At 68.6% G+C, this 20,290-nt stretch carries 24 protein-coding genes; 3 read left to right on the forward strand and 21 right to left on the reverse strand.

All coding sequences use genetic code 11. From position 1 onward, the window contains the following. Positions 1-4: 4 nt before the first annotated feature. Positions 5-1,852 (reverse strand): glutamine--fructose-6-phosphate transaminase (isomerizing), encoded by a 1,848-nt coding sequence (gene glmS, locus ACFYV1_RS13920; protein ID WP_389395695.1) that lies wholly within the window; start codon positions 1,850-1,852, stop codon positions 5-7. Between the two features lie 55 nt (positions 1,853-1,907). Then, positions 1,908-2,672 (reverse strand): hypothetical protein, encoded by a 765-nt coding sequence (locus ACFYV1_RS13925; protein ID WP_389395696.1) that lies wholly within the window; start codon positions 2,670-2,672, stop codon positions 1,908-1,910. Positions 2,673-2,959: 287 nt separating this feature from the next. Here ACFYV1_RS13925 and coaA point away from each other — a divergent pair, with 287 nt between their 5' ends. Together coaA and ACFYV1_RS13935 are read left to right on the forward strand one after the other, a co-directional pair. After that, positions 2,960-3,955, forward strand: coding sequence for a type I pantothenate kinase (coaA, locus tag ACFYV1_RS13930; protein WP_389395697.1), 996 nt, complete (start codon positions 2,960-2,962; stop codon positions 3,953-3,955). A gap of 10 nt (positions 3,956-3,965) precedes the next feature. After that, a complete protein-coding gene (locus ACFYV1_RS13935; protein ID WP_389395698.1) occupies positions 3,966-4,910 on the forward strand; it encodes a DUF389 domain-containing protein in 945 nt (314 codons plus the stop codon). Between the two features lie 48 nt (positions 4,911-4,958). On the opposite strand, the gene glmM is transcribed toward ACFYV1_RS13935, so the two are convergent. From glmM to ACFYV1_RS13955, 4 genes are all read right to left on the reverse strand, one after another. Continuing rightward, positions 4,959-6,317: a phosphoglucosamine mutase gene (glmM, locus tag ACFYV1_RS13940; RefSeq protein WP_389395699.1), complete on the reverse strand. Its 1,359-nt coding sequence runs from the start codon at positions 6,315-6,317 to the stop codon at positions 4,959-4,961. Positions 6,318-6,452: 135 nt separating this feature from the next. Continuing rightward, positions 6,453-6,971, reverse strand: coding sequence for a 30S ribosomal protein S9 (rpsI, locus tag ACFYV1_RS13945; RefSeq protein ID WP_389395700.1), 519 nt, complete (start codon positions 6,969-6,971; stop codon positions 6,453-6,455). A 42-nt stretch (positions 6,972-7,013) separates the two neighbouring features. Continuing rightward, on the reverse strand, positions 7,014-7,457 hold the full coding sequence (gene rplM / locus ACFYV1_RS13950) for a 50S ribosomal protein L13 (RefSeq protein WP_389395701.1): 444 nt from the start codon (positions 7,455-7,457) through the stop codon (positions 7,014-7,016). A 360-nt stretch (positions 7,458-7,817) separates the two neighbouring features. Next, the gene (locus ACFYV1_RS13955) at positions 7,818-9,470 is read right to left on the reverse strand and encodes an ABC-F family ATP-binding cassette domain-containing protein (RefSeq protein WP_389395702.1); all 1,653 of its coding nucleotides are present in this window, start codon (positions 9,468-9,470) and stop codon (positions 7,818-7,820) included. Between the two features lie 56 nt (positions 9,471-9,526). Here ACFYV1_RS13955 and ACFYV1_RS13960 point away from each other — a divergent pair, with 56 nt between their 5' ends. Then, the gene (locus ACFYV1_RS13960) at positions 9,527-10,510 is read left to right on the forward strand and encodes a hypothetical protein (RefSeq protein ID WP_389395703.1); all 984 of its coding nucleotides are present in this window, start codon (positions 9,527-9,529) and stop codon (positions 10,508-10,510) included. On the opposite strand, the gene truA is transcribed toward ACFYV1_RS13960, so the two are convergent. The 15 genes from truA to rplF all read right to left on the reverse strand — a co-directional run bounded on the left by truA (position 10,481) and on the right by rplF (position 20,280). Continuing rightward, entirely contained in the window at positions 10,481-11,368 is an 888-nt protein-coding gene (gene truA / locus ACFYV1_RS13965; RefSeq protein ID WP_389395704.1) for a tRNA pseudouridine(38-40) synthase TruA, read from the reverse strand. The two genes, ACFYV1_RS13960 and truA, sit on opposite strands and share 30 nt — an antisense overlap. A 78-nt stretch (positions 11,369-11,446) precedes the next feature. Continuing rightward, positions 11,447-11,944: a 50S ribosomal protein L17 gene (gene rplQ, locus ACFYV1_RS13970; protein ID WP_389395705.1), complete on the reverse strand. Its 498-nt coding sequence runs from the start codon at positions 11,942-11,944 to the stop codon at positions 11,447-11,449. 107 nt (positions 11,945-12,051) lie between these two features. Further along, positions 12,052-13,074, reverse strand: a complete 1,023-nt coding sequence (locus ACFYV1_RS13975) for a DNA-directed RNA polymerase subunit alpha (protein WP_003956430.1) — start codon at positions 13,072-13,074, stop codon at positions 12,052-12,054. Positions 13,075-13,298: 224 nt separating this feature from the next. Then, entirely contained in the window at positions 13,299-13,703 is a 405-nt protein-coding gene (rpsK, locus tag ACFYV1_RS13980) for a 30S ribosomal protein S11 (RefSeq protein WP_003948617.1), read from the reverse strand. A 64-nt stretch (positions 13,704-13,767) separates the two neighbouring features. Beyond that, on the reverse strand, positions 13,768-14,148 hold the full coding sequence (gene rpsM / locus ACFYV1_RS13985; RefSeq protein WP_018847488.1) for a 30S ribosomal protein S13: 381 nt from the start codon (positions 14,146-14,148) through the stop codon (positions 13,768-13,770). 190 nt (positions 14,149-14,338) lie between these two features. Next, a complete protein-coding gene (rpmJ, locus tag ACFYV1_RS13990; protein ID WP_003956441.1) occupies positions 14,339-14,452 on the reverse strand; it encodes a 50S ribosomal protein L36 in 114 nt (37 codons plus the stop codon). Between the two features lie 57 nt (positions 14,453-14,509). Beyond that, positions 14,510-14,731 (reverse strand): translation initiation factor IF-1, encoded by a 222-nt coding sequence (infA, locus tag ACFYV1_RS13995; protein WP_003956442.1) that lies wholly within the window; start codon positions 14,729-14,731, stop codon positions 14,510-14,512. A gap of 168 nt (positions 14,732-14,899) precedes the next feature. Continuing rightward, entirely contained in the window at positions 14,900-15,742 is an 843-nt protein-coding gene (map, locus tag ACFYV1_RS14000; RefSeq protein ID WP_389395706.1) for a type I methionyl aminopeptidase, read from the reverse strand. 113 nt (positions 15,743-15,855) lie between these two features. Further along, complete coding sequence (locus ACFYV1_RS14005; protein ID WP_389395707.1) at positions 15,856-16,521, reverse strand: adenylate kinase; 666 nt, start codon at positions 16,519-16,521, stop codon at positions 15,856-15,858. Further along, positions 16,521-17,840: a preprotein translocase subunit SecY gene (secY, locus tag ACFYV1_RS14010; RefSeq protein WP_389395708.1), complete on the reverse strand. Its 1,320-nt coding sequence runs from the start codon at positions 17,838-17,840 to the stop codon at positions 16,521-16,523. Before secY ends, ACFYV1_RS14005 begins: the two co-directional genes overlap by 1 nt. Before the next feature lie 222 nt (positions 17,841-18,062). Then, complete coding sequence (gene rplO, locus ACFYV1_RS14015; protein ID WP_389395709.1) at positions 18,063-18,518, reverse strand: 50S ribosomal protein L15; 456 nt, start codon at positions 18,516-18,518, stop codon at positions 18,063-18,065. Between the two features lies 1 nt (position 18,519). Then, positions 18,520-18,702, reverse strand: a complete 183-nt coding sequence (gene rpmD / locus ACFYV1_RS14020) for a 50S ribosomal protein L30 (protein ID WP_005313525.1) — start codon at positions 18,700-18,702, stop codon at positions 18,520-18,522. Continuing rightward, positions 18,702-19,307, reverse strand: coding sequence for a 30S ribosomal protein S5 (gene rpsE / locus ACFYV1_RS14025; protein WP_018847493.1), 606 nt, complete (start codon positions 19,305-19,307; stop codon positions 18,702-18,704). Before rpsE ends, rpmD begins: the two co-directional genes overlap by 1 nt. Before the next feature lie 46 nt (positions 19,308-19,353). Continuing rightward, positions 19,354-19,737, reverse strand: a complete 384-nt coding sequence (gene rplR / locus ACFYV1_RS14030; protein WP_389395710.1) for a 50S ribosomal protein L18 — start codon at positions 19,735-19,737, stop codon at positions 19,354-19,356. Between the two features lie 3 nt (positions 19,738-19,740). Then, entirely contained in the window at positions 19,741-20,280 is a 540-nt protein-coding gene (gene rplF, locus ACFYV1_RS14035; protein ID WP_389395711.1) for a 50S ribosomal protein L6, read from the reverse strand. Between the last annotated feature and the right edge of the window lie 10 nt (positions 20,281-20,290).

Here is a 20,290-nt window from a genome sequence, read left to right on the forward strand (position 1 = left end):
CCCCTCATTCCACCGTCACGGATTTGGCCAGGTTCCGCGGCTGGTCCACCTCGTTGCCGCGGGCCGTCGCCAGCTCGCAGGCGAAGACCTGCAACGGCACCGCCGCGACCATCGGCTGGAGCAGCACCGGCGTCGCCGGGATACGGACCAGATGGTCGGCGTACGGCACGACCGCCTCGTCCCCCTCCTCCGCGATCACGATCGTCCGGGCGCCGCGTGCCCGGATCTCCTGGATGTTCGACACGATCTTGTCGTGCAGCACCGAGCGGCCGCGCGGCGACGGCACCACGACCACCACCGGCAGGTCCTGCTCGATCAGCGCGATCGGTCCGTGCTTGAGCTCACCCGCCGCGAACCCCTCCGCGTGCATGTACGCGAGCTCCTTGAGCTTCAGCGCGCCTTCCAGTGCCACGGGGTAGCCCACATGGCGCCCCAGGAACAGCACCGTGTTCTTGTCCACCAGGGAGCGCGCCAGCTCCCGCACCGGTTCCATCGTCTCCAGTACCCGGTCGACCTGACCGGAGATCCGCGCCAGGTCCCGCACGACGGCCCGGATCTCGTCCGCCCACTTGGTGCCGCGGACCTGCCCCAGGTAGAGCGCCACCAGGTAGCAGGCGACCAGCTGGGTCAGGAACGCCTTCGTGGACGCGACCGCGACCTCGGGACCGGCGTGCGTGTAGAGCACGGCGTCGGACTCACGGGGAATCGTCGACCCGTTGGTGTTGCAGATCGCGAGGACCCTGGCGCCCTGCTCACGTGCGTGGCGGAGCGCCATCAGGGTGTCCATGGTCTCGCCGGACTGGGAGATGGCGATCACCAGCGTCCGCTGGTCCAGGATGGGGTCCCGGTAGCGGAACTCGCTCGCCAGCTCGACCTCGCACGGGATACGGGTCCAGTGCTCGATGGCGTACTTGGCGATGAGGCCCGCGTGGAAGGCCGTCCCGCAGGCGACGATGACGACCTTGTCGGCCTCTCGCAGCACGGCCTGCGGGATGCGCACCTCGTCGAGGGTCAGCGACCCCGAAGCGTCGATGCGCCCGAGAAGCGTGTCGGCGACCGCCTTGGGCTGCTCGGCGATCTCCTTCAGCATGAAGTAGTCGTAGCCGTCCTTCTCGGCCGCGGAGGCGTCCCAGTCCACGTGGTAGGACCGCACGTCCGCGGGCTCCCCGTCGAAGCCGGTGACCGTCACACCGTCGCGGCGGAGTTCCACGACCTGGTCCTGGCCGAGCTCGATGGCGGACCGTGTGTGGGCGATGAACGCGGCCACGTCCGACGCCAGGAAGTACTCGCCGTCGCCGACGCCCACCACCAGCGGGGAGTTCCGCCGGGCGCCGACCACCACGTCCGGCTCGTCCGCGTGGACGGCGACCAGGGTGAACGCGCCTTCGAGCTGCCGGCACACCATGCGCATCGACTCGGCGAGGTCCCCGCTGGAGGAGAACGCCTCCGCGAGCAGATGGGCGACGACCTCGGTGTCCGTCTCCGACTCCAGGTCGTGCCCGCGTTCGGTGAGCTCGGCGCGCAGGGCGGCGAAGTTCTCGATGATGCCGTTGTGCACGACGGCGACGCGGCCCGCGTTGTCCAGGTGGGGATGCGCGTTGGCGTCGGTGGGTCCGCCGTGCGTGGCCCAGCGGGTGTGGCCGACGGCGGTGGAACCGCTCGGCAGCGGCCGCTCGACCAGTTCCTTCTCCAGATTGACGAGCTTGCCCGCCTTCTTCGCCGCGGCGAGCCCCCCGTCGGCGAGTACCGCGACTCCGGCCGAGTCGTAGCCGCGGTACTCGAGCCGTTTCAGCCCGGCGATGACCACATCGAGCGCCGACTGTCCGCCGACGTAACCCACGATTCCGCACATGTCGGCAGCCTACGGCCAGGGGCGCGGACGGGCAGGTCCGCGCCCTGCGGCCGGGTCATCCGAGCTTGGTCACCTGCGCGTCGATGACGGCGGTCGGCAGCGGGAGGACGCCCTCGGGAGCCGTGAGGTTGTACGACGAGAACGACACGACCGTGCCGCCCTTGCGCACCATCGCCAGGTTGAACGGCACCTTCTCGCCGTCCTGCTCGGCCGTCATCGTCCACGCCACGGCCTCGTCACCGCCCGAGACCTTCGCCTCGGTCAGCTTCAGGACCTTCTGCTCCATGCCGACCATCGTCACGGTGAATCCGTCGGCGCAGGCGGTGCCCGCGGACTTGAGCGCCGAGAAGGCGTCAGCCGCGCCCTTGCCCTCGTAGGACGAGAGCGCGACCAGCGACGTGGTGACGTCGAAGAGGCCCTCAATCGCACCGTCCTCGGCCGCGCCCTTCACGTCGGGCTCGGCGGTCGCCCTGCGCTTCACCGTCGCGGCCGGCTCCCCCATGGGCACACCGGCCACCGCACGGGCCACCGGCTCGCACTCCGGCTTGTCCGTCTTGACGTCCTTGGCCGCGATGTCGTCCTGCGGCCCGGCCTTCGCGATCTTGTGCGCCTTGACGTCGCCCTGGGCGATCGCGATCTTGTCCAGCTCGGCCGCGGTCAGCGCCTTGGCCGCCGCGGGTTCGGCGGCCGCGGACTCCTTGGCCTTGGCGTCGTCCTTCTTCCCCCCGGTGGAACCCTCGCCCCCGCAGGCGGTGACGAGCAGAACCAGTGACGCCGCGGCGGCGGCCAGAGCGGTACGGCGTACAGCAGTGCTTCGCATGGTGCGTACTTCCTCGTGTGATGCGCAGCGACCCCTCCCGGGACGGCGGCTCACGCCTGGCCGACCCGTATCGCTGCTGCTGGACGAACGATATCCGCCAATCCCACACTTGTTGATCACAAAACTGAGGGCGGCGTCCGATCGTGACGGCCGCGTGATCAGAGAGCAGCGCTCCTGGATCACCGCCCGCACCGTGCCGCACGCCACCGTCCTTCCACCACGCGGGCCCGCCCCCGCGTGACCGAGCACACGACCCATAACCGAGCCGCACGCACGACAATGTCCCTGTGATCACTTCGCCGCCACGAAGCACCCAGCGCCGGGCCGAGCACGCGTCGACGCCGTACGTCGACCTCACCCGCGCGGAGTGGAGCGCCCTGCGCGAGAGAACGCCGCTGCCGCTGAGCGCCGAGGAGGTCGAGCAGCTGCGCGGGCTCGGCGACGTCATCGACCTCGACGAGGTGCGCGACGTCTACCTGCCGCTGTCCCGGCTGCTCAATCTCTACGTCCAGGCCTCCGCCGGTCTGCGCGGCGCCCTCAACACGTTCCTCGGCGACGCGGGCAACGGACACGGGGAGCAGCGGGGCACGCCCTTCGTCATAGGGGTGGCCGGCTCGGTCGCCGTCGGCAAGTCCACCGTCGCGCGGCTCCTCCAGGCCCTCCTCGCTCGCTGGCCGGAGCACCCGCGGGTGGAGCTCGTGACCACCGACGGCTTCCTGCTGCCGATGAAGGAGCTGCAGGCCCGCGGGCTGATGTCGCGCAAGGGCTTCCCCGAGTCGTACGACCGCCGGGCGCTGACCCGCTTCGTCGCCGACATCAAGGCCGGCAAGGACGAGGTCACCGCACCCGTCTACTCCCATCTGATCTACGACATCGTCCCGGACGAGCGCCTCACGGTGCGCCGCCCGGACATCCTGATCGTCGAGGGGCTCAACGTCCTGCAGCCCGCGCTGCCCGGCAAGGACGGCCGGACCAGGGTCGGTCTCGCCGACTACTTCGACTTCAGCGTGTACGTCGACGCGCGGCCCGAGGACATCGAGACCTGGTACCTCAACCGCTTCCGCAAGCTGCGCGAGACGGCCTTCCAGAACCCGTTCTCGTACTTCCGCAAGTACACCCAGGTCTCGGAGGAGGAGGCGCTCGACTACGCCCGCACCATGTGGCGGACCATCAACAAGCCCAACCTGCTGGAGAACGTGGCGCCCACGCGCGGCCGCGCCACACTGGTGCTGCGCAAGGGCCCGGACCACAAGGTGCAGCGGCTGTCGCTGCGCAAACTCTAGGAGCCCCGGCGTGCTGCATCTGCGGTTGATCACCCCGGCCGACCGCACCGCGGACGTGGTCGGTCTGCTCGAGAAGACGGTCGGCACGACGCACCTCACGGTCGTCGTGGGCGCGGCCCGTGATCCGCGGGGCGACGTGGTGACGTGCGACGTGGCGCGCGAGGCGGGCGACGAGCTGCTCGCCGAACTGCGCGGACTCGGCATCGACGAGTGCGGTGCGATCACCGTGGAGAACATCGACCTGTCGCTGTCGCACCGGGCGGACAAGGCCGAGAAGGACGCACCGGGCGCGGGCTCGGACGCGGTGCTGTGGGAGCAGTTGTCGGACGCGACGCACGAGGAGTCCACGCTCAGCGTCAGCTATCTCGCCTTCCTGACCCTGGCGACCATGCTCGCGGCCTGCGGCGTGGTGCTGGACAACGCGATCCTGATCGTGGGCGCGATGGCGGTCGGCCCGGAATTCGGCCCGCTGGCGGGATTCTGCACGGCGGCCGTGCGGCGGGCCCCGCGCCTGGCGCTGAGGTCGCTGGTGGCCCTGGTCGCGGGGTTCGCCGTGGCGATGGTGGTGACGGTCGGCTTCAGCCTCTTCATGGACGCCGCCGGGCTGTTCAAGGAGTCGCTGCTGCAGGCCGACCGGCCGAACACGGCCTTCGTCTACAACCCGGACCGGTTCTCGTTCATCGTCGCCCTGCTCGCCGGCGCGGCGGGCATGCTGTCGCTGACGTCGGCGAAGTCGGGCGCGCTGGTCGGCGTCGCGATCTCGGTGACGACCGTCCCGGCGGCCGCGAACGCCGCGGTCGCCCTCGGCTACGGCTCGTACCGGCAGGCGTGGGGCTCGACGGAGCAGCTGCTGCTCAACCTGCTGGGCATCGTCCTGGCGGGGACGCTGACGCTGCTGGTCCAGAAGTGGTTCTGGAGGCGGCAGAGCCGGCGCACCCGGGAGCTCTCCGCGTAGGGCCCGGGGTACGGGGCACCCGGTCGGGCGCCCCGTACCGGATCACACTCAGCCCAGCGCGGACTTCACCACGTCGGCCAGCCGTCCCGCGACGCTGCGCGCCTGCTCGAGGTCGGCGGCCTCGACCATGACCCGCACCAGCGGCTCCGTGCCCGAGGGCCGCAGCAGCACACGGCCGGTCGCGCCCAGCTCGCGCTCGGCCTCGCCGACCGCGTGCGACAGCTCCGCCGACGTCCGCACCCGGGACTTGTCCACGTCCGGCACGTTGATGAGGACCTGCGGCAGGCGCTCCATCACACCGGCCAGCTCGGCCAGCGACCGGCCGGTCGCGGTGACCCGCGCGGCCAGCATCAGGCCGGTCAGCGTGCCGTCGCCGGTCGTGGCGTGGTCGAGCACGATCACATGGCCGGACTGCTCGCCGCCGAGCCCGAAACCGTGCTCCTTCATGGCTTCGAGGACGTAGCGGTCGCCGACCGCCGTCTGCACCAGCTCGACGCCCTCGCGCTCCATGGCCAGCTTGAAGCCCAGGTTGGACATGACCGTGGCGACGACGGTGTTGCCGCGCAGGGTTCCCGCCTCGCGCATGGCGAGCGCCAGCACGGCGAGGATCTGGTCGCCGTCGATCTCGTTGCCCTGCGCGTCCACGGCGAGGCAGCGGTCCGCGTCGCCGTCGTGCGCGATGCCGAGGGCGGCGCCGTGTTCGACGACAGCGGCCTTCAGCATGTCCAGGTGGGTCGAGCCGCAGCCGTCGTTGATGTTGAGGCCGTCCGGCTCCGCGCCGATCGTGACGACCTCGGCCCCGGCCCGCGCGAACGCCTCCGGCGAGACGCGGGAGGCGGCGCCGTGCGCCTCGTCGAGGACGACCTTCAGGCCGTCGAGACGGTTCGGCAGTACGGCGATGAGGTGGGCGACGTACTTGTCGAAGCCCTCGTCGTAGTCGGTCACCCGGCCGACGCCGGCGCCCGTCGGCCGCTCCCACGGCTCGCCGGTCCGGTGCTGCTCGTAGACCTGCTCGATACGGTCCTCGAGCTCGTCGGCCAGCTTGTGGCCGCCGCGGGCGAAGAACTTGATGCCGTTGTCCGGCATGGCGTTGTGGCTCGCCGAGAGCATGACACCGAGGTCCGCGCCGAGCGAACCGGTGAGGTACGCCACAGCGGGGGTCGGCAACACGCCGACGCGCAGCACGTCGACGCCGGCGCTCGCCAGGCCGGCCACGACGGCGGCTTCCAGGAACTCTCCGGATGCGCGGGGGTCACGACCGACCACCGCGATCGGGCGATGGCCCGCGAACGTACCCGCTTCCGCGAGCACGTGTGCCGCCGCGACCGACAGACCGAGCGCGAGCTCCGCCGTCAGGTCCGCGTTGGCGATGCCGCGTACACCGTCCGTACCGAAGAGTCGTCCCACTGTTGTCCTCCGAGAATGCTGAATGCTCGAACCGTTGTACGCCCGAGGCAGTCGATAGACGAACGCCCCGGCAGCACGGAGTGCCGCCGGGGCGAACGAAAAGCCGTACAGGTTGTCTGCAGGCCAGCGTGCGATTTAGCGCTTGCTGTACTGCGGGGCCTTACGGGCCTTCTTGAGACCGGCCTTCTTGCGCTCGACCGCACGGTCGTCGCGGGAGAGGAAGCCGGCCTTCTTGAGGGCGCCGCGGTTGTTGTCCACGTCGGCCTCGTTCAGCGCGCGGGCCACACCGAGGCGCAGGGCGCCGGCCTGGCCGGAGACGCCGCCACCGGAGATCCGGGCGATGACGTCGTAGCGGTTGTCGAGCTCGAGCACCTTGAAGGGCTCGTTGACTTCCTGCTGGTGCACCTTGTTCGGGAAGTAGTCCTCGAGGGTGCGACCGTTGATCTTCCACTTGCCGGTGCCCGGAACGATCCGGACGCGGGCGATGGCGTTCTTGCGACGGCCCAGGCCGGCCGCCGGCTGCGGGTCGCCGAAGCGGGACGCCACGGACTCGGAGGTGTACTCACCCTCGAGCGGGGCGTCCGACTCGAAGGTGGTGACCTCCGCGTAGGTCTCTTCGCCCTCGACGGGGGTCTCTGCAGTGGTCTCGGCCACGATTCTCCTCAGATTTCTTTTCGTCTTAGGGGGTGGCCGGAATTACTGCGCGACCTGGGTGATCTCGAACGGGACCGGCTGCTGGGCAGCGTGCGGGTGGTTCTCGCCCGCGTAGACCTTCAGCTTCGAGAGCATCTGACGGCCCAGGGTGTTCTTGGGGATCATGCCCTTGATGGCCTTCTCGACGGCCTTCTCGGGGCTCTTGGCAAGAAGCTCGTCGTAGCGCACGGAACGCAGACCGCCCGGGTAACCGGAGTGGCGGTACGCCATCTTCTGAGTCTTCTTGTTGCCGGAGAGGTGAACCTTCTCGGCGTTGATGATGATGACGAAGTCACCCATGTCCATGTGCGGGGCATAGGTCGGCTTGTGCTTGCCCCGGAGGAGGTTCGCTGCCGTAGTCGCCAGACGGCCCAGGACGATGTCCTGCGCGTCGATGATGTGCCACTGGCGCGTGACATCGCCGGGCTTGGGGCTGTACGTACGCACGGTCGTAGCCTTCGCTTCTTCAGTGAGTGTGGTCCTGACAAGGCCACCCGGACGATCACGACAGCCATGGCGGCACGCGGGGACGCAACCCGAATGCCTGCCGCTGGTCATCGGCCCGGTGGACCGGCGTAAGGGCCCCTCACGTGAGATAGAGCAAGCCAATACGCATAACGAACCAGCAGAATACCCGTGTGCCCCCTGGCGGGTCAAAACAGGGGTTCGGTGCCTGCCGCCGGCCCTCGCGCCCGGGCACCGCGCCCCGCCCTGCCGGGCAGCGCCGGAGCCGCCGCGCGGGGCCGATCGCCGCCCCGCACCGCCCCTGCCTCGCCGGGCACCGTCACCGTCGCCCTCGCACCGCTTCTACCGCGCCCGCTCCACCCTGCGCTCGTCCCACACCGGCCCCGGAGTCTCCCGGACCACCCCGTCCGAGCCGAAGACGAGGTACCGGTCGAAGGAGCGGGCGAACCATCGGTCGTGCGTCACGGCCAGCACCGTGCCGTCGTACGCCTCCAGGGCCTCCTGCAGCGCCTGCGCCGACTCCAGGTCCAGGTTGTCCGTCGGCTCGTCCAGCAGCAGCGCGGTGGTCCCCGCCAGCTCCAGCAGCAGGATCTGGAAACGTGCCTGCTGTCCGCCCGACAGCTTCTCGAACGGCTGGTCCCCCTGGCGCTCCAGCTCGTACCGCCGCAGGACCGACATCGCCCCGCCCCGGTCCTTCGCGTGCTCCGTCCACAGGATGTCGACCAGAGTGCGGCCCAGCAGCTCGGGATGGGCGTGGGTCTGGGCGAAGTGGCCGGGCACCACCCGCGCGCCGAGTTTCCACTGCCCCGAGTGCGCCACCTCGTCCCCCGCCAGCAGTCGCAGGAAGTGCGACTTGCCCGAGCCGTTGGAGCCGAGGACCGCCACCCGCTCCCCGTAGAAGACCTCCAGGGAGAACGGCTTCATCAGGCCGGTGAGCTCCAGCCCGGTGCAGGTCAGCGCCCGCACTCCGGTCCGCCCGCCCCTCAGCCGCATCCTGATGTCCTGCTCGCGCGGCGGCTCCGGCGGCGGCCCGGCGTCCTCGAACTTCTTGAAGCGCGTCTGCATCGCCCGGTACCGCGACGCCATGTCGGGGCTGTTCGCCGCCTGCTGCCGCAGCCGCAGGACCAGCGCCTTCAGCCGGGCGTGCTCCTCGTCCCAGCGACGCTTGAGCTCCTCGAAACGCGCGAAACGCTCCCGCCGTGCCTCGTGGAAGGTGGCGAAACCCCCTCCGTGCACCCACACGTCGGAACCCGCGGGCCCCGGCTCCACGGCCACGATCCGCTCCGCCGCCCTGGCCAGCAGTTCCCGGTCGTGGGAGACGAAGAGGACCGTCTTACGGGTCTCCTTCAACCGGTCCTCCAGCCACCGCTTCCCCGGCACGTCCAGGTAGTTGTCCGGCTCGTCGAGCAGCAGCACCTCGTCGGGGCCGCGCAGCAGCGCCTCGAGTACGAGCCGCTTCTGCTCTCCTCCCGACAGCGTCCGCACCTCGCGCCACTGGGCCTTCTCGTACGGCACACCCAGCGCCGCCGTGGTGCACATGTCCCAGACGTTCTCCGCCTCGTACCCGCGTGCCTCGGCCCAGTCGCTCAGCGCCTGCGCGTACCGCATCTGCGCGGACTCGTCATCCGCCCCCGCAGCCGTTCCGGCGCGGGAGGTGCCCCCTGTCAGGATCGCGTGCTCCGCGGCGTCGACCGCGGCCGCCGCCTCCCTGATCCGCGGCTGCGCCACCGACACCAGCAGATCCCGAACGGTGCGCTCGTCCCGGACGGAGCCGACGAACTGCCGCATCACCCCGAGCCCGCCGCTGACGGTCACCGACCCGCCGTGCGGCTGGAGCTCCCCCGCGATCAGCCGCAGCAACGTGGTCTTGCCGGCGCCGTTGGCCCCCACCAGCGCCGCGACCGCGCCCTCGCCGACCCGGAAGGATGCGTCCGCCAGCAGCGGGCGCCCGTCCGGCAGGTAGTACTCGAGATGCGCGGCCTCTACATGTCCCATGGGGCTGATTCTGACCGCCGAGACCGCCTGTGCCCAACCGGTTTAGGATGCGCGGCATGAGCTTTGGGCAGGGGGGACCTCAGTGGGGTTCCGGCGGACAGGACCAGAACCCGTACAACCAGGGCCAGTACGGACAGAACCAGTACGGCCAGGACCAGTACGGACAGGGGCGGGCGCCGTTCGGCCAGGACTCCTTCGACCCGTTCGGCGACAGGTCGGGGAGTGACGCCGGCACGCCCGACTGGGCCGCGCTCGCCGATGCCTCCGCCACCCGTACCCGCCGCAGGCGCTGGCTGATGGTCGGCGGCGGCGCACTCGCCACGGCGCTGGTGGCCGGCGCCGTCGCCACCGCGATCGTCTCGTCCAACGGCGACGGCGGGAACAGCGGCTCCGACAAGAACAGCAGTCAGCTCCCCGCGCCGCCGAACCTGCCGCAGAACACCACGGAGCCGGAGCCGTCCTTCTCCTCCGTGGTCCCGCTGCCGCCGCCGAACCCGAAGGACTTCGTCTCGGACCGGAAGAAGGACACGCTCCCGCTGAGCGCGGAGACGCTGTTCCCCGGCAAGAAGCTGACGATGGGTGACCGCGTCTACAGCAAGGGGGAGCTGGCCCGCACCGGCGACTGCGGGTCCGCCGTCAAGGGCGCCCTCGCCGGCGTTCTGCGGACCAACGGCTGCGAGCAGGTCTTCCGGGCCACCTACAGCAAGGACGGCATCGCCGTCACGGTCGCCGTCGCCACCTTCGAGAACGAGGCGAAGGCGAAGCAGGTGGTGTCGAAGGCGTCGGGCAGTGTGGTCCCGCTGCCGGGCGCGGGCGTGCCCGCGTTCTGCAAGGGCGGCCCGGTCTGCCGCACCACCTTCAACTCCTACGGCCGCTACGCCTACTTCACGACGACCGGCTACACCTCGGCCAAGTCCGTCACCAAGGACGACACCAAGGCCTTCCGGACGGGCGACGACCTGGGCGAGTTCACGTTCCGTCAGATCGTGCGCCGCGGCGAGGCCCAGGCGTCAGCCGCAGCCACCGCACCCGCCCAGTAGCGGCAAGGCCGGGGCGGCGGAGGGCAGCGAACGCCTGTTGCGGGCCTCCTTGTTGCGGGCGGCCAGCAACTCGTCGGCCGGGTAGCCGACTTCCTCCAGCGTGAGCCCGTGCGGTCGTACGACATGGACGGCCGAGTCGCGCACGCCGGCCGCCAGCACCTTCGCCGGCCACTCCACGGGCCGGTGCCCGTCGCCCACGAACAGCAGCGCGCCGACCAGCGAACGCACCATGTTGTGGCAGAAGGCGTCGGCCTTCACGGTCGCCGTGACGACCCCGGACGCGTCCCGCTCCCAGGACAGCTGCTGCAGGGTACGGATGGTGGTGGCGCCCTCGCGCTTCTTGCAGTACGCGGCGAAGTCGTGTTCGCCCACGAGACCGGCGGCGGCGGTGTTCATGGCCTCGACGTCCAACGGCCAGTCGTGCCACAGGACATGGCCCCGAAGCAGGGGATCGACACCACCGGGAGCGTCGGTCACCCGGTACGCGTACCGGCGCCAGATCGCGGAGAAACGGGCGTTGAACCCGGGCGGCGCCTCAGCAATGCTCCAGATGCGGACATCGCGCGACAGTCGCCCGGCCAGCCGCTTGAGCAGCTTCTCCCGGTGCTCGGCCCACAGCTCCACCGGCAGGTCCACGTGCGCCACCTGCCCACGCGCGTGCACCCCGGCGTCCGTACGGCCGGCGACCGTCAGCTCGTACGTCGTCCGAGAGCGCGTCACCGTGCGCAGCGCGTCCTCGATGTCGCCCTGCACGGTCCGCTGCCCGCGGGCCTGCTTGGCCCAGCCGGAGAAGTCCCTGCCGTCGTACGAAAGGTCCAGCCGCACCCGTACGAAACCGGGCTCCACCTCGTCGCTCACGCGATCCATCCTCTCAAGCAGAGCGGGCCCGCATCCCCGAGGGGATACGGGCCCGCCCATCAGCCTTCAGAACGCGGTTCAGGCGTCCTTCGACTCCTCGGCCGGAGCCTCGGCAGCCTCGTCGGCCTTGGTGTCCTCGGCGGCCTTGGCCTCGTCGGACTCCTTGACCGCACGCTTGGTGGCGGCCTCGGCCTCGGCGACGGTCGCCTTCTTCGCGATCTCGCCTTCGACGAGCTCGATCACAGCCATCGGGGCGTTGTCGCCACGACGGTTGCCGATCTTGGTGATGCGGGTGTAGCCACCCGGACGCTCCGCGTAACGCGGGGCGATCTCGGTGAAGAGCGTGTGCACGATGCCCTTGTCCGTGATCGTCTGCAGCACCAGACGACGGTTGTGGATGTCGCCCTTCTTGGCCTTGGTGATCAGGCGCTCGGCGACCGGACGCAGGCGGCGGGCCTTGGCCTCGGTCGTGGTGATGCGGCCGTGCTCGAACAGCGACTTCGCCAGGTTCGCGAGAAGAAGCTTCTCGTGAGCGGCGCTGCCACCGAAACGGGCTCCCTTGGTGGGACGCGGCATGGGTTTCTCCTAGTGATCTGCACCGGCCGTATCAGGTACCGGTGTCAGTTACCGGCGGGCGGACGCCCGCCGGAAGTGGGGGCCGGGCCCGGGGGCCCGGCACAGACTCAGTACTGCTCGGTCTCGACGAAGCCCGCGTCCGCGTCGTCGTCGGCGCCGAAGGCGTCGGCGGCGGCGGTCGGGTCGAATCCGGGCGGGCTGTCCTTGAGGGCCAGGCCCATGCCGGCCAGCTTCGCCTTGACCTCGTCGATCGACTTCGCACCGAAGTTGCGGATGTCGAGCAGGTCGGCCTCGGAGCGTGCCACGAGCTCACCCACGGAGTGGATGCCCTCACGCTTGAGGCAGTTGTACGAACGAACGGTGAGCTCGAGCTCCTCGATCGGCAGCGCCAGGTCGGCGGCGAGGGCGGCGTCCGTCGGGGACGGGCCCATGTCGATGCCCTCGGCGTCGATGTTGAGCTCGCGGGCCAGACCGAACAGCTCGACCAGGGTCTTACCGGCGGACGCCATGGCGTCACGCGGGCGCATGGCCTGCTTGGTCTCGACGTCGACGATCAGCTTGTCGAAGTCGGTGCGCTGCTCGACTCGGGTCGCCTCGACCTTGTAGGTGACCTTGAGGACCGGCGAGTAGATGGAGTCGACCGGGATACGGCCGATCTCCTGGCCCACCTGCTTGTTCTGCACGGCGGAGACGTAGCCGCGACCGCGCTCGACGGTCAGCTCCATCTCCAGCTTGCCCTTGCCGTTGAGCGTGGCGAGCACCAGGTCGGGGTTGTGCACCTCGACACCGGCCGGCGGGGCGATGTCAGCAGCGGTGACCAGGCCGGGGCCCTGCTTGCGCAGGTACATCACGACCGGCTCGTCGTGCTCCGAGGAGACGACCAGCTGCTTGATGTTCAGGATGAGGTCGGTGACGTCCTCCTTGACGCCCGGCACGGTGGTGAACTCGTGCAGGACTCCGTCGATGCGGATGGACGTGACAGCCGCACCCGGGATCGAGGAGAGGAGCGTACGGCGGAGGGAGTTGCCGAGCGTGTAGCCGAATCCCGGCTCCAGGGGCTCGATGACGAACCGCGAGCGGTACTCGTCAACAACCTCTTCGGTCAGCGAGGGGCGCTGAGCGATAAGCATGGTGTGTTTCCTTCAGTCGTGGACGCCCGCTATTTGACGTCCTCTGATACAGGGTACGGGCGGTACGTCCCACATGGGATGTACCGCCCGAAATCCCTACGTCGACCCAGATGCGTCACGCACCTGAGGTCAGACGCGCCTCCGCTTGGGCGGACGGCAGCCGTACTGCGACACCCGGGGAGTAACCCCCGGACCCCCAGCAGGGAGCCGATCCGCGCCGTGCGTCAGACGCGGCGGCGCTTCGGCGGACGGCAGCCGTTGTGCGGCGTGGGGGTGACGTCCTGGATCGAGCCGACCTCGAGGCCGGTGGCCTGGAGGGAGCGGATCGCGGTCTCACGGCCGGAGCCGGGACCCTTGACGAAGACGTCGACCTTGCGCATGCCGTGCTCCTGCGCGCGGCGGGCGGCCGACTCGGCGGCCATCTGCGCGGCGAAGGGGGTGGACTTGCGCGAGCCCTTGAAGCCGACGTGGCCGGCGGAGGCCCAGGAGATCACGTTGCCGGTCGGGTCCGTGATGGACACGATCGTGTTGTTGAACGTGCTCTTGATGTGCGCGTGGCCGTGAGCGACGTTCTTCTTTTCCTTGCGGCGCACCTTCTTGGCAGCGCCCTGACGACCCTTGGGGGGCATCTATAACTCCTACGGGAGGTGGTCGGTCCTACAGCGAAGACCGTGGACAGTCGTCCGCTGTGGACTACTTCTTGCCCGGCTTCTTCTTACCGGCGATGGCGCGACGCGGGCCCTTGCGGGTACGCGCGTTCGTGCTCGTGCGCTGGCCGTGGACCGGCAGGCCGCGGCGGTGACGCAGACCCTGGTAGCAGCCGATCTCGACCTTGCGGCGGATGTTGGCCTGGATGTCGCGGCGGAGGTCACCTTCGGTCTGGAAGTTGACGTCCACGTACTCGCGGATCTTGACCAGGTCCTCTTCGGCGAGGTCACGAACGCGGGTGTTCGGGTCGACACCGGTGGCGGCGAGGGTCTCCTGGGACCGGGTGCGGCCGATGCCGAAAACGTAGGTGAGGGCGACCTCGATGCGCTTGTCGCGCGGGAGGTCAACGCCTTCAAGGCGTGCCATTCATGGCTCCTGATGTATTCGGAGGTCTTCCGCAGAGCCGTTCCGTGGCCGCCGCCCCTTGGACAAGAGAGGGAGGTACGGACCAGGTCCCCGGCCTCCACCGGGGGTGTCGCCGACCGTGGTCAGGCGGGCTCTGCGTATGTACGTGATTACTTGCGTCGCGCGAACTGCGAATGCAGGTGGTCGTGCGTCAGCCCTGGCGCTGCTTGTGGCGCAGGTTGTCGCAGATGACCATGACCCGGCCGTGACGGCGGATCACCTTGCACTTGTCGCAGATCTTCTTGACGCTCGGCTTGACCTTCATGGGATGTGAGGTTCTCCGGGTCAGTGTCAGCACCCCGCACAGGGGGTGCGACAAGATCTACTTGTACCGGTAGACGATCCGGCCACGCGTCAGGTCGTACGGAGAGAGCTCCACCACGACCCGGTCGTCCGGAAGGATTCGGATGTAGTGCATCCGCATCTTGCCGGAGATGTGCGCGAGGACCTTGTGACCGTTCTGGAGCTCCACCTTGAACATGGCGTTCGGGAGGGACTCGATCACGGTGCCCTCGATTTCGATGGCACCTTGCTTCTTGGCCACGCTTCGCCTTTCGAATCGGCTACCTTGATCGACTCCCGCAACCGTGTGCGGACACACGGATACACGAGAGCCGACGCATCAGTCTACGTCAGGGGCATCCAAAAGACGAATCCGCCAAGTCTGCCCGTCCACGTAGATCGTTGAGCAACAGGGGTCTCCCGCCGGCCGTCAGGGCCGAGCGGAAGGGTCGGGCGCCGCCGTCACACCGAGCTCCGCCAGCTTGGCCCTGCCGCCGTCGGGGGCGGTCAGCACCAGCGGTCCGTCCTCCGTCAGCGCGACGGAGTGCTCCCAGTGGGACGACCAGGTGCCGTCGGTGGTGATGACGGTCCAGTCGTCGGAGAGGACCTCCGTGTGCGGCGTACCGAGCGAGACCATCGGCTCGATGGCCAGGCAGAAGCCGGGCACCAGCTTGGGACCGCGGCCGCGCTTGCGCGACACGTAGTTCAGCAGGTGCGGGTCCATGTGCATCTCGGTGCCGATGCCGTGGCCGCCGTAGTCCTCGATGATCCCGTACTTACCGGTCGCGGGACGCGGCTGGCGGCGGATGTACGTCTCGATGGCACGGGAGACGTCGACGAGCCGGTTGCCGCTCTTCATCGCGGCGATGCCGGCCCACATCGACTCCTCCGTCACCCTGGAGAGCTCGATCAGCTCCGGAGCGTGGCCAGTGCCCACGAAGGCCGTGTAGGCGGCATCTCCGTGCCAGCCGTCGATGATCGCGCCGCAGTCGATGGAGATGATGTCGCCGTCCTTGAGGACGGTCTTGTCGTCGGGGATGCCGTGGACGACGACCTCGTTGACCGAGGTGCAGATGGTGGCGGGGAAACCGCCGTAGCCGAGGAAGTTCGACTTCGCACCGTGGTCGGCGATCACCTTGCGGGCGACCTCGTCGAGGTCCTTCGTCGTGGCGCCGGGCACCGCGACCTCGCGCGTCGCCGCGTGGATGGCGGCGACGACCAGTCCCGCCTCGCGCATCTTCGCGATCTGCTCGGGGGTCTTGATCTGCACCATTACGGCGGGCGCCTTTCTTGACGAGGGTTCTTCTCGGGGCTTGTCAACAATACGGCCGCGGCGTCCCAAGGACACCGCGGCCGTGACTGTCGGACTCCTGCGGGGGCAGGTACTCAGGCCTGTGCGGCCTTGTCCACCTTGAGCGCCTCCATCGCACGGGCGGTCACGTCGGTGACCTTGCCCAGCGCGGAGATGGTGACCACGAGGCCCTGGGCCCGGTAGTAGTCGATGATCGGCTCGGTCTGCGTGTGGTAGACCTCGAGCCGCTTGCGGACGGTCTCCTCGGAGTCGTCGTCACGCTGGTACAGCTCACCGCCGCACTCGTCGCAGACGCCCTCGGACTTCGCCGGGGAGTACGTCACGTGGAAGACGTGCGCGCTGTTGTTGCGGCAGACGCGACGGCCGGCGATCCGCTTGACCACCTCGTCCTCGGGGACCTCCAGGTCGAGAACGGCGTCCAGTTGGACACCCTCGCCCTTGAGCATCTCGTCGAGCGCCTCGGCCTGGCCCACGTTGCGCGGGAAGCCGTCCAGCAGGAAACCGGCGACGGCGTCCTGCTGCGACATCCGGTCCTTGGCCATCCCGATGGTCACCTCGTCCGGGACCAGGTTGCCGGCGTCCATGTACGCCTTGGCCTGCTTGCCCAGCTCGGTGCCCTGAGAGATGTTGGCGCGGAAGAGGTCGCCCGTGGAGATGTGCGGGATCGACAGGTTCTTGGCAAGGTACGCGGCCTGCGTTCCCTTCCCGGCACCGGGCGGTCCGACGAGGACGATTCGCATCAGCGGAGGAACCCTTCGTAATTACGCTGCTGGAGCTGGCTCTCGATCTGCTTCACGGTCTCCAGACCCACACCCACGATGATGAGGATGCTCGTCCCGCCGAACGGGAAGTTCTGGTTCGCGCCTCCGAAGCCTGCCAACGCCATCGTCGGGACAAGAGCAATCAGACCCAGGTACAGCGAGCCCGGCCAAGTGATCCTGTTGAGCACGTAGCTCAGATACTCGGCAGTCGGTCGACCTGCCCGGATACCCGGGATGAAGCCACCATACTTCTTCATGTTGTCCGCGACTTCCTCGGGGTTGAACGAGATCGCCACATAGAAGAAGGCGAAGAACACGATCAGGAGGAAGTACGTGACGATGTAGTAGGGGTGGTCACCCTTGACGAAGTGGGCTTCGATCCAGGTTTTCCAGCCGGACTGCGAGTTCGAGAACTGCGCGACGAGCGCCGGGATGTAGAGCAGCGACGAGGCGAAGATGACGGGAATCACACCCGCCTGGTTCACCTTGAGCGGGATGTAAGTGGACGTACCGCCGTAGGACCTGCGGCCGATCATGCGCTTCGCGTACTGCACGGGGATCCGCCGCTGGGCCTGCTCGACGAAGACGACGAGCGCCACCATCACGAAGCCGATCAGGATGACCGTGCCGAACTCGATCCAGCCCTGCGCGAGCTTGCCGCTCTCCTTGATGGCCCACAGGGCACCCGGGAAGCCGGCGGCGATCGAGATGAACATCAGGATCGACATGCCGTTGCCGATGCCGCGGTCGGTGATGAGCTCACCGAGCCACATGACGGCGGCCGTACCGGCGGTCATGGTGACCACCATCACGATGGTGGTGAAGATGGAACGGTCCGGGACGATCTCGTTGCCGACCGGGCAGCTCGCGAAGAGCGCGCCGCTCCGGGCGGTGGCGACCAGGCCGGTGCCCTGCAGTACGGCGAGCGCGACGGTCAGGTAACGCGTGTACTGGGTGATCTTCGCGGTACCGGACTGACCCTCCTTCTTGAGGGCCTCCAACCGCGGAATGACCACGGTGAGCAGCTGCAGGATGATGCTCGCCGTGATGTACGGCATGATGCCGAGCGCGAAGATGGTGATCTGCAGCAGCGCTCCGCCGCTGAACATGTTCACCAGCCCGAACAGGCTGTTATTGCCCTTCGTGGCCGCGTCGACACAGATCTGGACGTTCTGGTAACTGACACCGGGAACCGGGATGTGGGACCCGAGCCGGTACAGAACGATGATGCCCAGTGTGAAGAGCAGCTTCTTGCGCAGGTCGGGCGTCTTGAACGCCCGGGCGAACGCGGTGAGCACGGTGCCTCCTGCGACCCCCGCGCTACTGCGTCAGAGGTGACGGTATTGAGGATCGACGAATACGTATCAGGCAAAATCCGCACGGCACGCCAGTAGGCACACCGGGCTGAAGTTAACAACGCACGACACCTTACCGGCGACCGTGCCCGCCAAGGAACGACCAACCGGGGATGCCCCATATGAGAGGCATCCCCGGTTGGATGTTCAAGCCATCAAGTCGTCTCAGACGAGCTCGGTGACGGTGCCGCCGGCGGCGGCAATCTTCTCCTTGGCGGAGCCGGAGACGGAGTCGACCGTCACCTGCAGCGCCACGGAGATCTCGCCCTGGCCCAGGACCTTGACGAGGCTGTTCTTGCGCACGGCACCCTTGTCGACCAGGTCGGCAACGGTGACCTCGCCACCCTGCGGGTACAGGGCCGCGAGCTTGTCCAGGTTCACGACCTGGTACTCGGTGCGGAACGGGTTCTTGAAGCCCTTGAGCTTCGGGAGACGCATGTGGAGGGGCATCTGCCCACCCTCGAAGCGCTCCGGAACCTGGTAACGAGCCTTGGTGCCCTTGGTACCACGACCAGCCGTCTTACCCTTCGACGCCTCACCACGACCAACACGGGTCTTGGCGGTCTTGGCGCCCGGGGCGGGACGGAGGTTGTGGACCTTCAGCGGGTTGTTCTCCGCCATGTCAGTCGACCTCCTCGACCGTCACGAGGTGGCGGACGGTGTGAACCATTCCGCGGAACTCGGGGCGGTCCTCCTTGACGACCACGTCGTTCAGGCGCTTGAGCCCGAGCGAACGCAGGGTGTCACGGTGGTTCTGCTTGCTGCCGATGTACGACTTCGTCTGCGTGATCTTGAGGCGGGCCATTACGCACCCGCTCCCGCACGCGCACGGAGCAGAGCCGCGGGGGCGACGTCCTCGAGGGGCAGACCACGGCGAGCCGCGATCTCCTCGGGACGCTGCAGGCCCTTGAGGGCCGCCACGGTCGCGTGCACGATGTTGATCGCGTTGTCCGAGCCGAGCGACTTCGACAGGATGTCGTGCACGCCCGCGCACTCGAGCACGGCACGCACCGGGCCACCGGCGATAACACCGGTACCGGGGGCGGCGGGCTTGAGCAGAACGACGCCGGCAGCCTTCTCACCCTGGATCGGGTGAGGGATGGTGCCCTGGATACGGGGGACCTTGAAGAAGTGCTTCTTGGCCTCCTCAACACCCTTGGCGATGGCGGCCGGCACCTCCTTGGCCTTGCCGTAACCGACGCCTACGGTGCCGTCACCGTCACCCACCACGACGAGCGCGGTGAAGCTGAAGCGACGACCACCCTTGACAACCTTGGCGACGCGGTTGATCGCGACAACGCGCTCAACGTACGCGGTCTTCTCGGCGGCAGCTGCGCCACCGTCGCGACCCTTCCGGTCCCGCCGCTCGCCGCCACCGGCACCGCTTCCGCGGCGCTGGGGTCCAGCCATTGGATTTACCTCTCTCTGTTACGTCCGTTAGTCCCGGAACCGGGGCTCAGAACTTCAGCCCGGCCTCGCGGGCGGCGTCAGCCAGAGCGGCAATGCGCCCGGCGTACCTGTTGCCACCACGGTCGAACACGACGGCCTCGACGCCGGCGGCCTTGGCGCGCTCGGCGACCAGGGAACCGACCTGCTGGGCCTGGGCGCTCTTGTCGCCCTCGCCACCACGGATCGAGGTGTCCAGGGTCGACGCCGAAGCGAGCGTGTGGCCCGCGATGTCGTCGATGACCTGGGCCACGATGTGGCGGTTGGAACGCGTCACGACCAGGCGCGGACGCTCCGGCGTACCGGAGACGTGCTTGCGGACGCGGATGTGGCGGCGCTTGATGGCGGCGCGCTTGTACGCGTCACCCTTGGCGATCTTCACACCGTATGCCATGGCTTACTTACCCGCCTTTCCGACCTTGCGGCGGATAACCTCGCCCGCGTACTTCACGCCCTTGGCCTTGTACGGGTCGGGCTTGCGCAGCTTACGGATGTTCGCGGCGACCTCGCCGACCTTCTGCTTGTCGATGCCCTCGACCGAGAACTTGGTCGGCGACTCGACCTTGAAGGAGATGCCCTCGGGCGCCTCCACCAGGATCGGGTGGCTGTAACCGAGCTGGAACTCCAGGTTGGAGCCCTTCGCGGCGACGCGGTAACCGACACCGCTGATCTCGAGCGCCTTCGTGTATCCCTGGGTCACACCGGTGATCATGTTCGCCACCAGCGTGCGGGACAGGCCGTGAAGGGCCTTGTTCTGACGCTCGTCGTTGGGACGGGTGACGTTGAGCACGCCCTCCTCGCCCTTAACAATCTCGATCGGCGCGGCGACGGTGTGCGTGAGGGTGCCCTTGGAACCCTTCACGATGACCGTGCGGCCGTCGATGGTGACGTCCACACCGGCGGGAACCTGGATAGGCAGCTTGCCAATACGCGACATTAGCTATTCC

Origin of the sequence: Streptomyces sp. NPDC003023, from assembly GCF_042888225.1 — a bacterium.
Classification (GTDB): Bacteria; Actinomycetota; Actinomycetes; order Streptomycetales; family Streptomycetaceae; genus Streptomyces.

Coding starts and splice junctions, on each gene's coding strand:
- glmS (WP_389395695.1), bottom strand. CDS start 1,852: ATGTGCGGAATCGTGGGTTACGTCGGCGGACAGTCGGCGCTCGATGTG.
- ACFYV1_RS13925 (WP_389395696.1), bottom strand. CDS start 2,672: ATGCGAAGCACTGCTGTACGCCGTACCGCTCTGGCCGCCGCCGCGGCG.
- ACFYV1_RS13955 (WP_389395702.1), bottom strand. CDS start 9,470: ATGGGACATGTAGAGGCCGCGCATCTCGAGTACTACCTGCCGGACGGG.
- ACFYV1_RS13960 (WP_389395703.1), top strand. CDS start 9,527: ATGAGCTTTGGGCAGGGGGGACCTCAGTGGGGTTCCGGCGGACAGGAC.
- rplQ (WP_389395705.1), bottom strand. CDS start 11,944: ATGCCGCGTCCCACCAAGGGAGCCCGTTTCGGTGGCAGCGCCGCTCAC.
- ACFYV1_RS13975 (WP_003956430.1), bottom strand. CDS start 13,074: ATGCTTATCGCTCAGCGCCCCTCGCTGACCGAAGAGGTTGTTGACGAG.
- rpsK (WP_003948617.1), bottom strand. CDS start 13,703: ATGCCCCCCAAGGGTCGTCAGGGCGCTGCCAAGAAGGTGCGCCGCAAG.
- rpsM (WP_018847488.1), bottom strand. CDS start 14,148: ATGGCACGCCTTGAAGGCGTTGACCTCCCGCGCGACAAGCGCATCGAG.
- rpmJ (WP_003956441.1), bottom strand. CDS start 14,452: ATGAAGGTCAAGCCGAGCGTCAAGAAGATCTGCGACAAGTGCAAGGTG.
- map (WP_389395706.1), bottom strand. CDS start 15,742: ATGGTGCAGATCAAGACCCCCGAGCAGATCGCGAAGATGCGCGAGGCG.
- ACFYV1_RS14005 (WP_389395707.1), bottom strand. CDS start 16,521: ATGCGAATCGTCCTCGTCGGACCGCCCGGTGCCGGGAAGGGAACGCAG.
- rplO (WP_389395709.1), bottom strand. CDS start 18,518: ATGGCGGAGAACAACCCGCTGAAGGTCCACAACCTCCGTCCCGCCCCG.
- rpmD (WP_005313525.1), bottom strand. CDS start 18,702: ATGGCCCGCCTCAAGATCACGCAGACGAAGTCGTACATCGGCAGCAAG.
- rpsE (WP_018847493.1), bottom strand. CDS start 19,307: ATGGCTGGACCCCAGCGCCGCGGAAGCGGTGCCGGTGGCGGCGAGCGG.
- rplR (WP_389395710.1), bottom strand. CDS start 19,737: ATGGCATACGGTGTGAAGATCGCCAAGGGTGACGCGTACAAGCGCGCC.
- rplF (WP_389395711.1), bottom strand. CDS start 20,280: ATGTCGCGTATTGGCAAGCTGCCTATCCAGGTTCCCGCCGGTGTGGAC.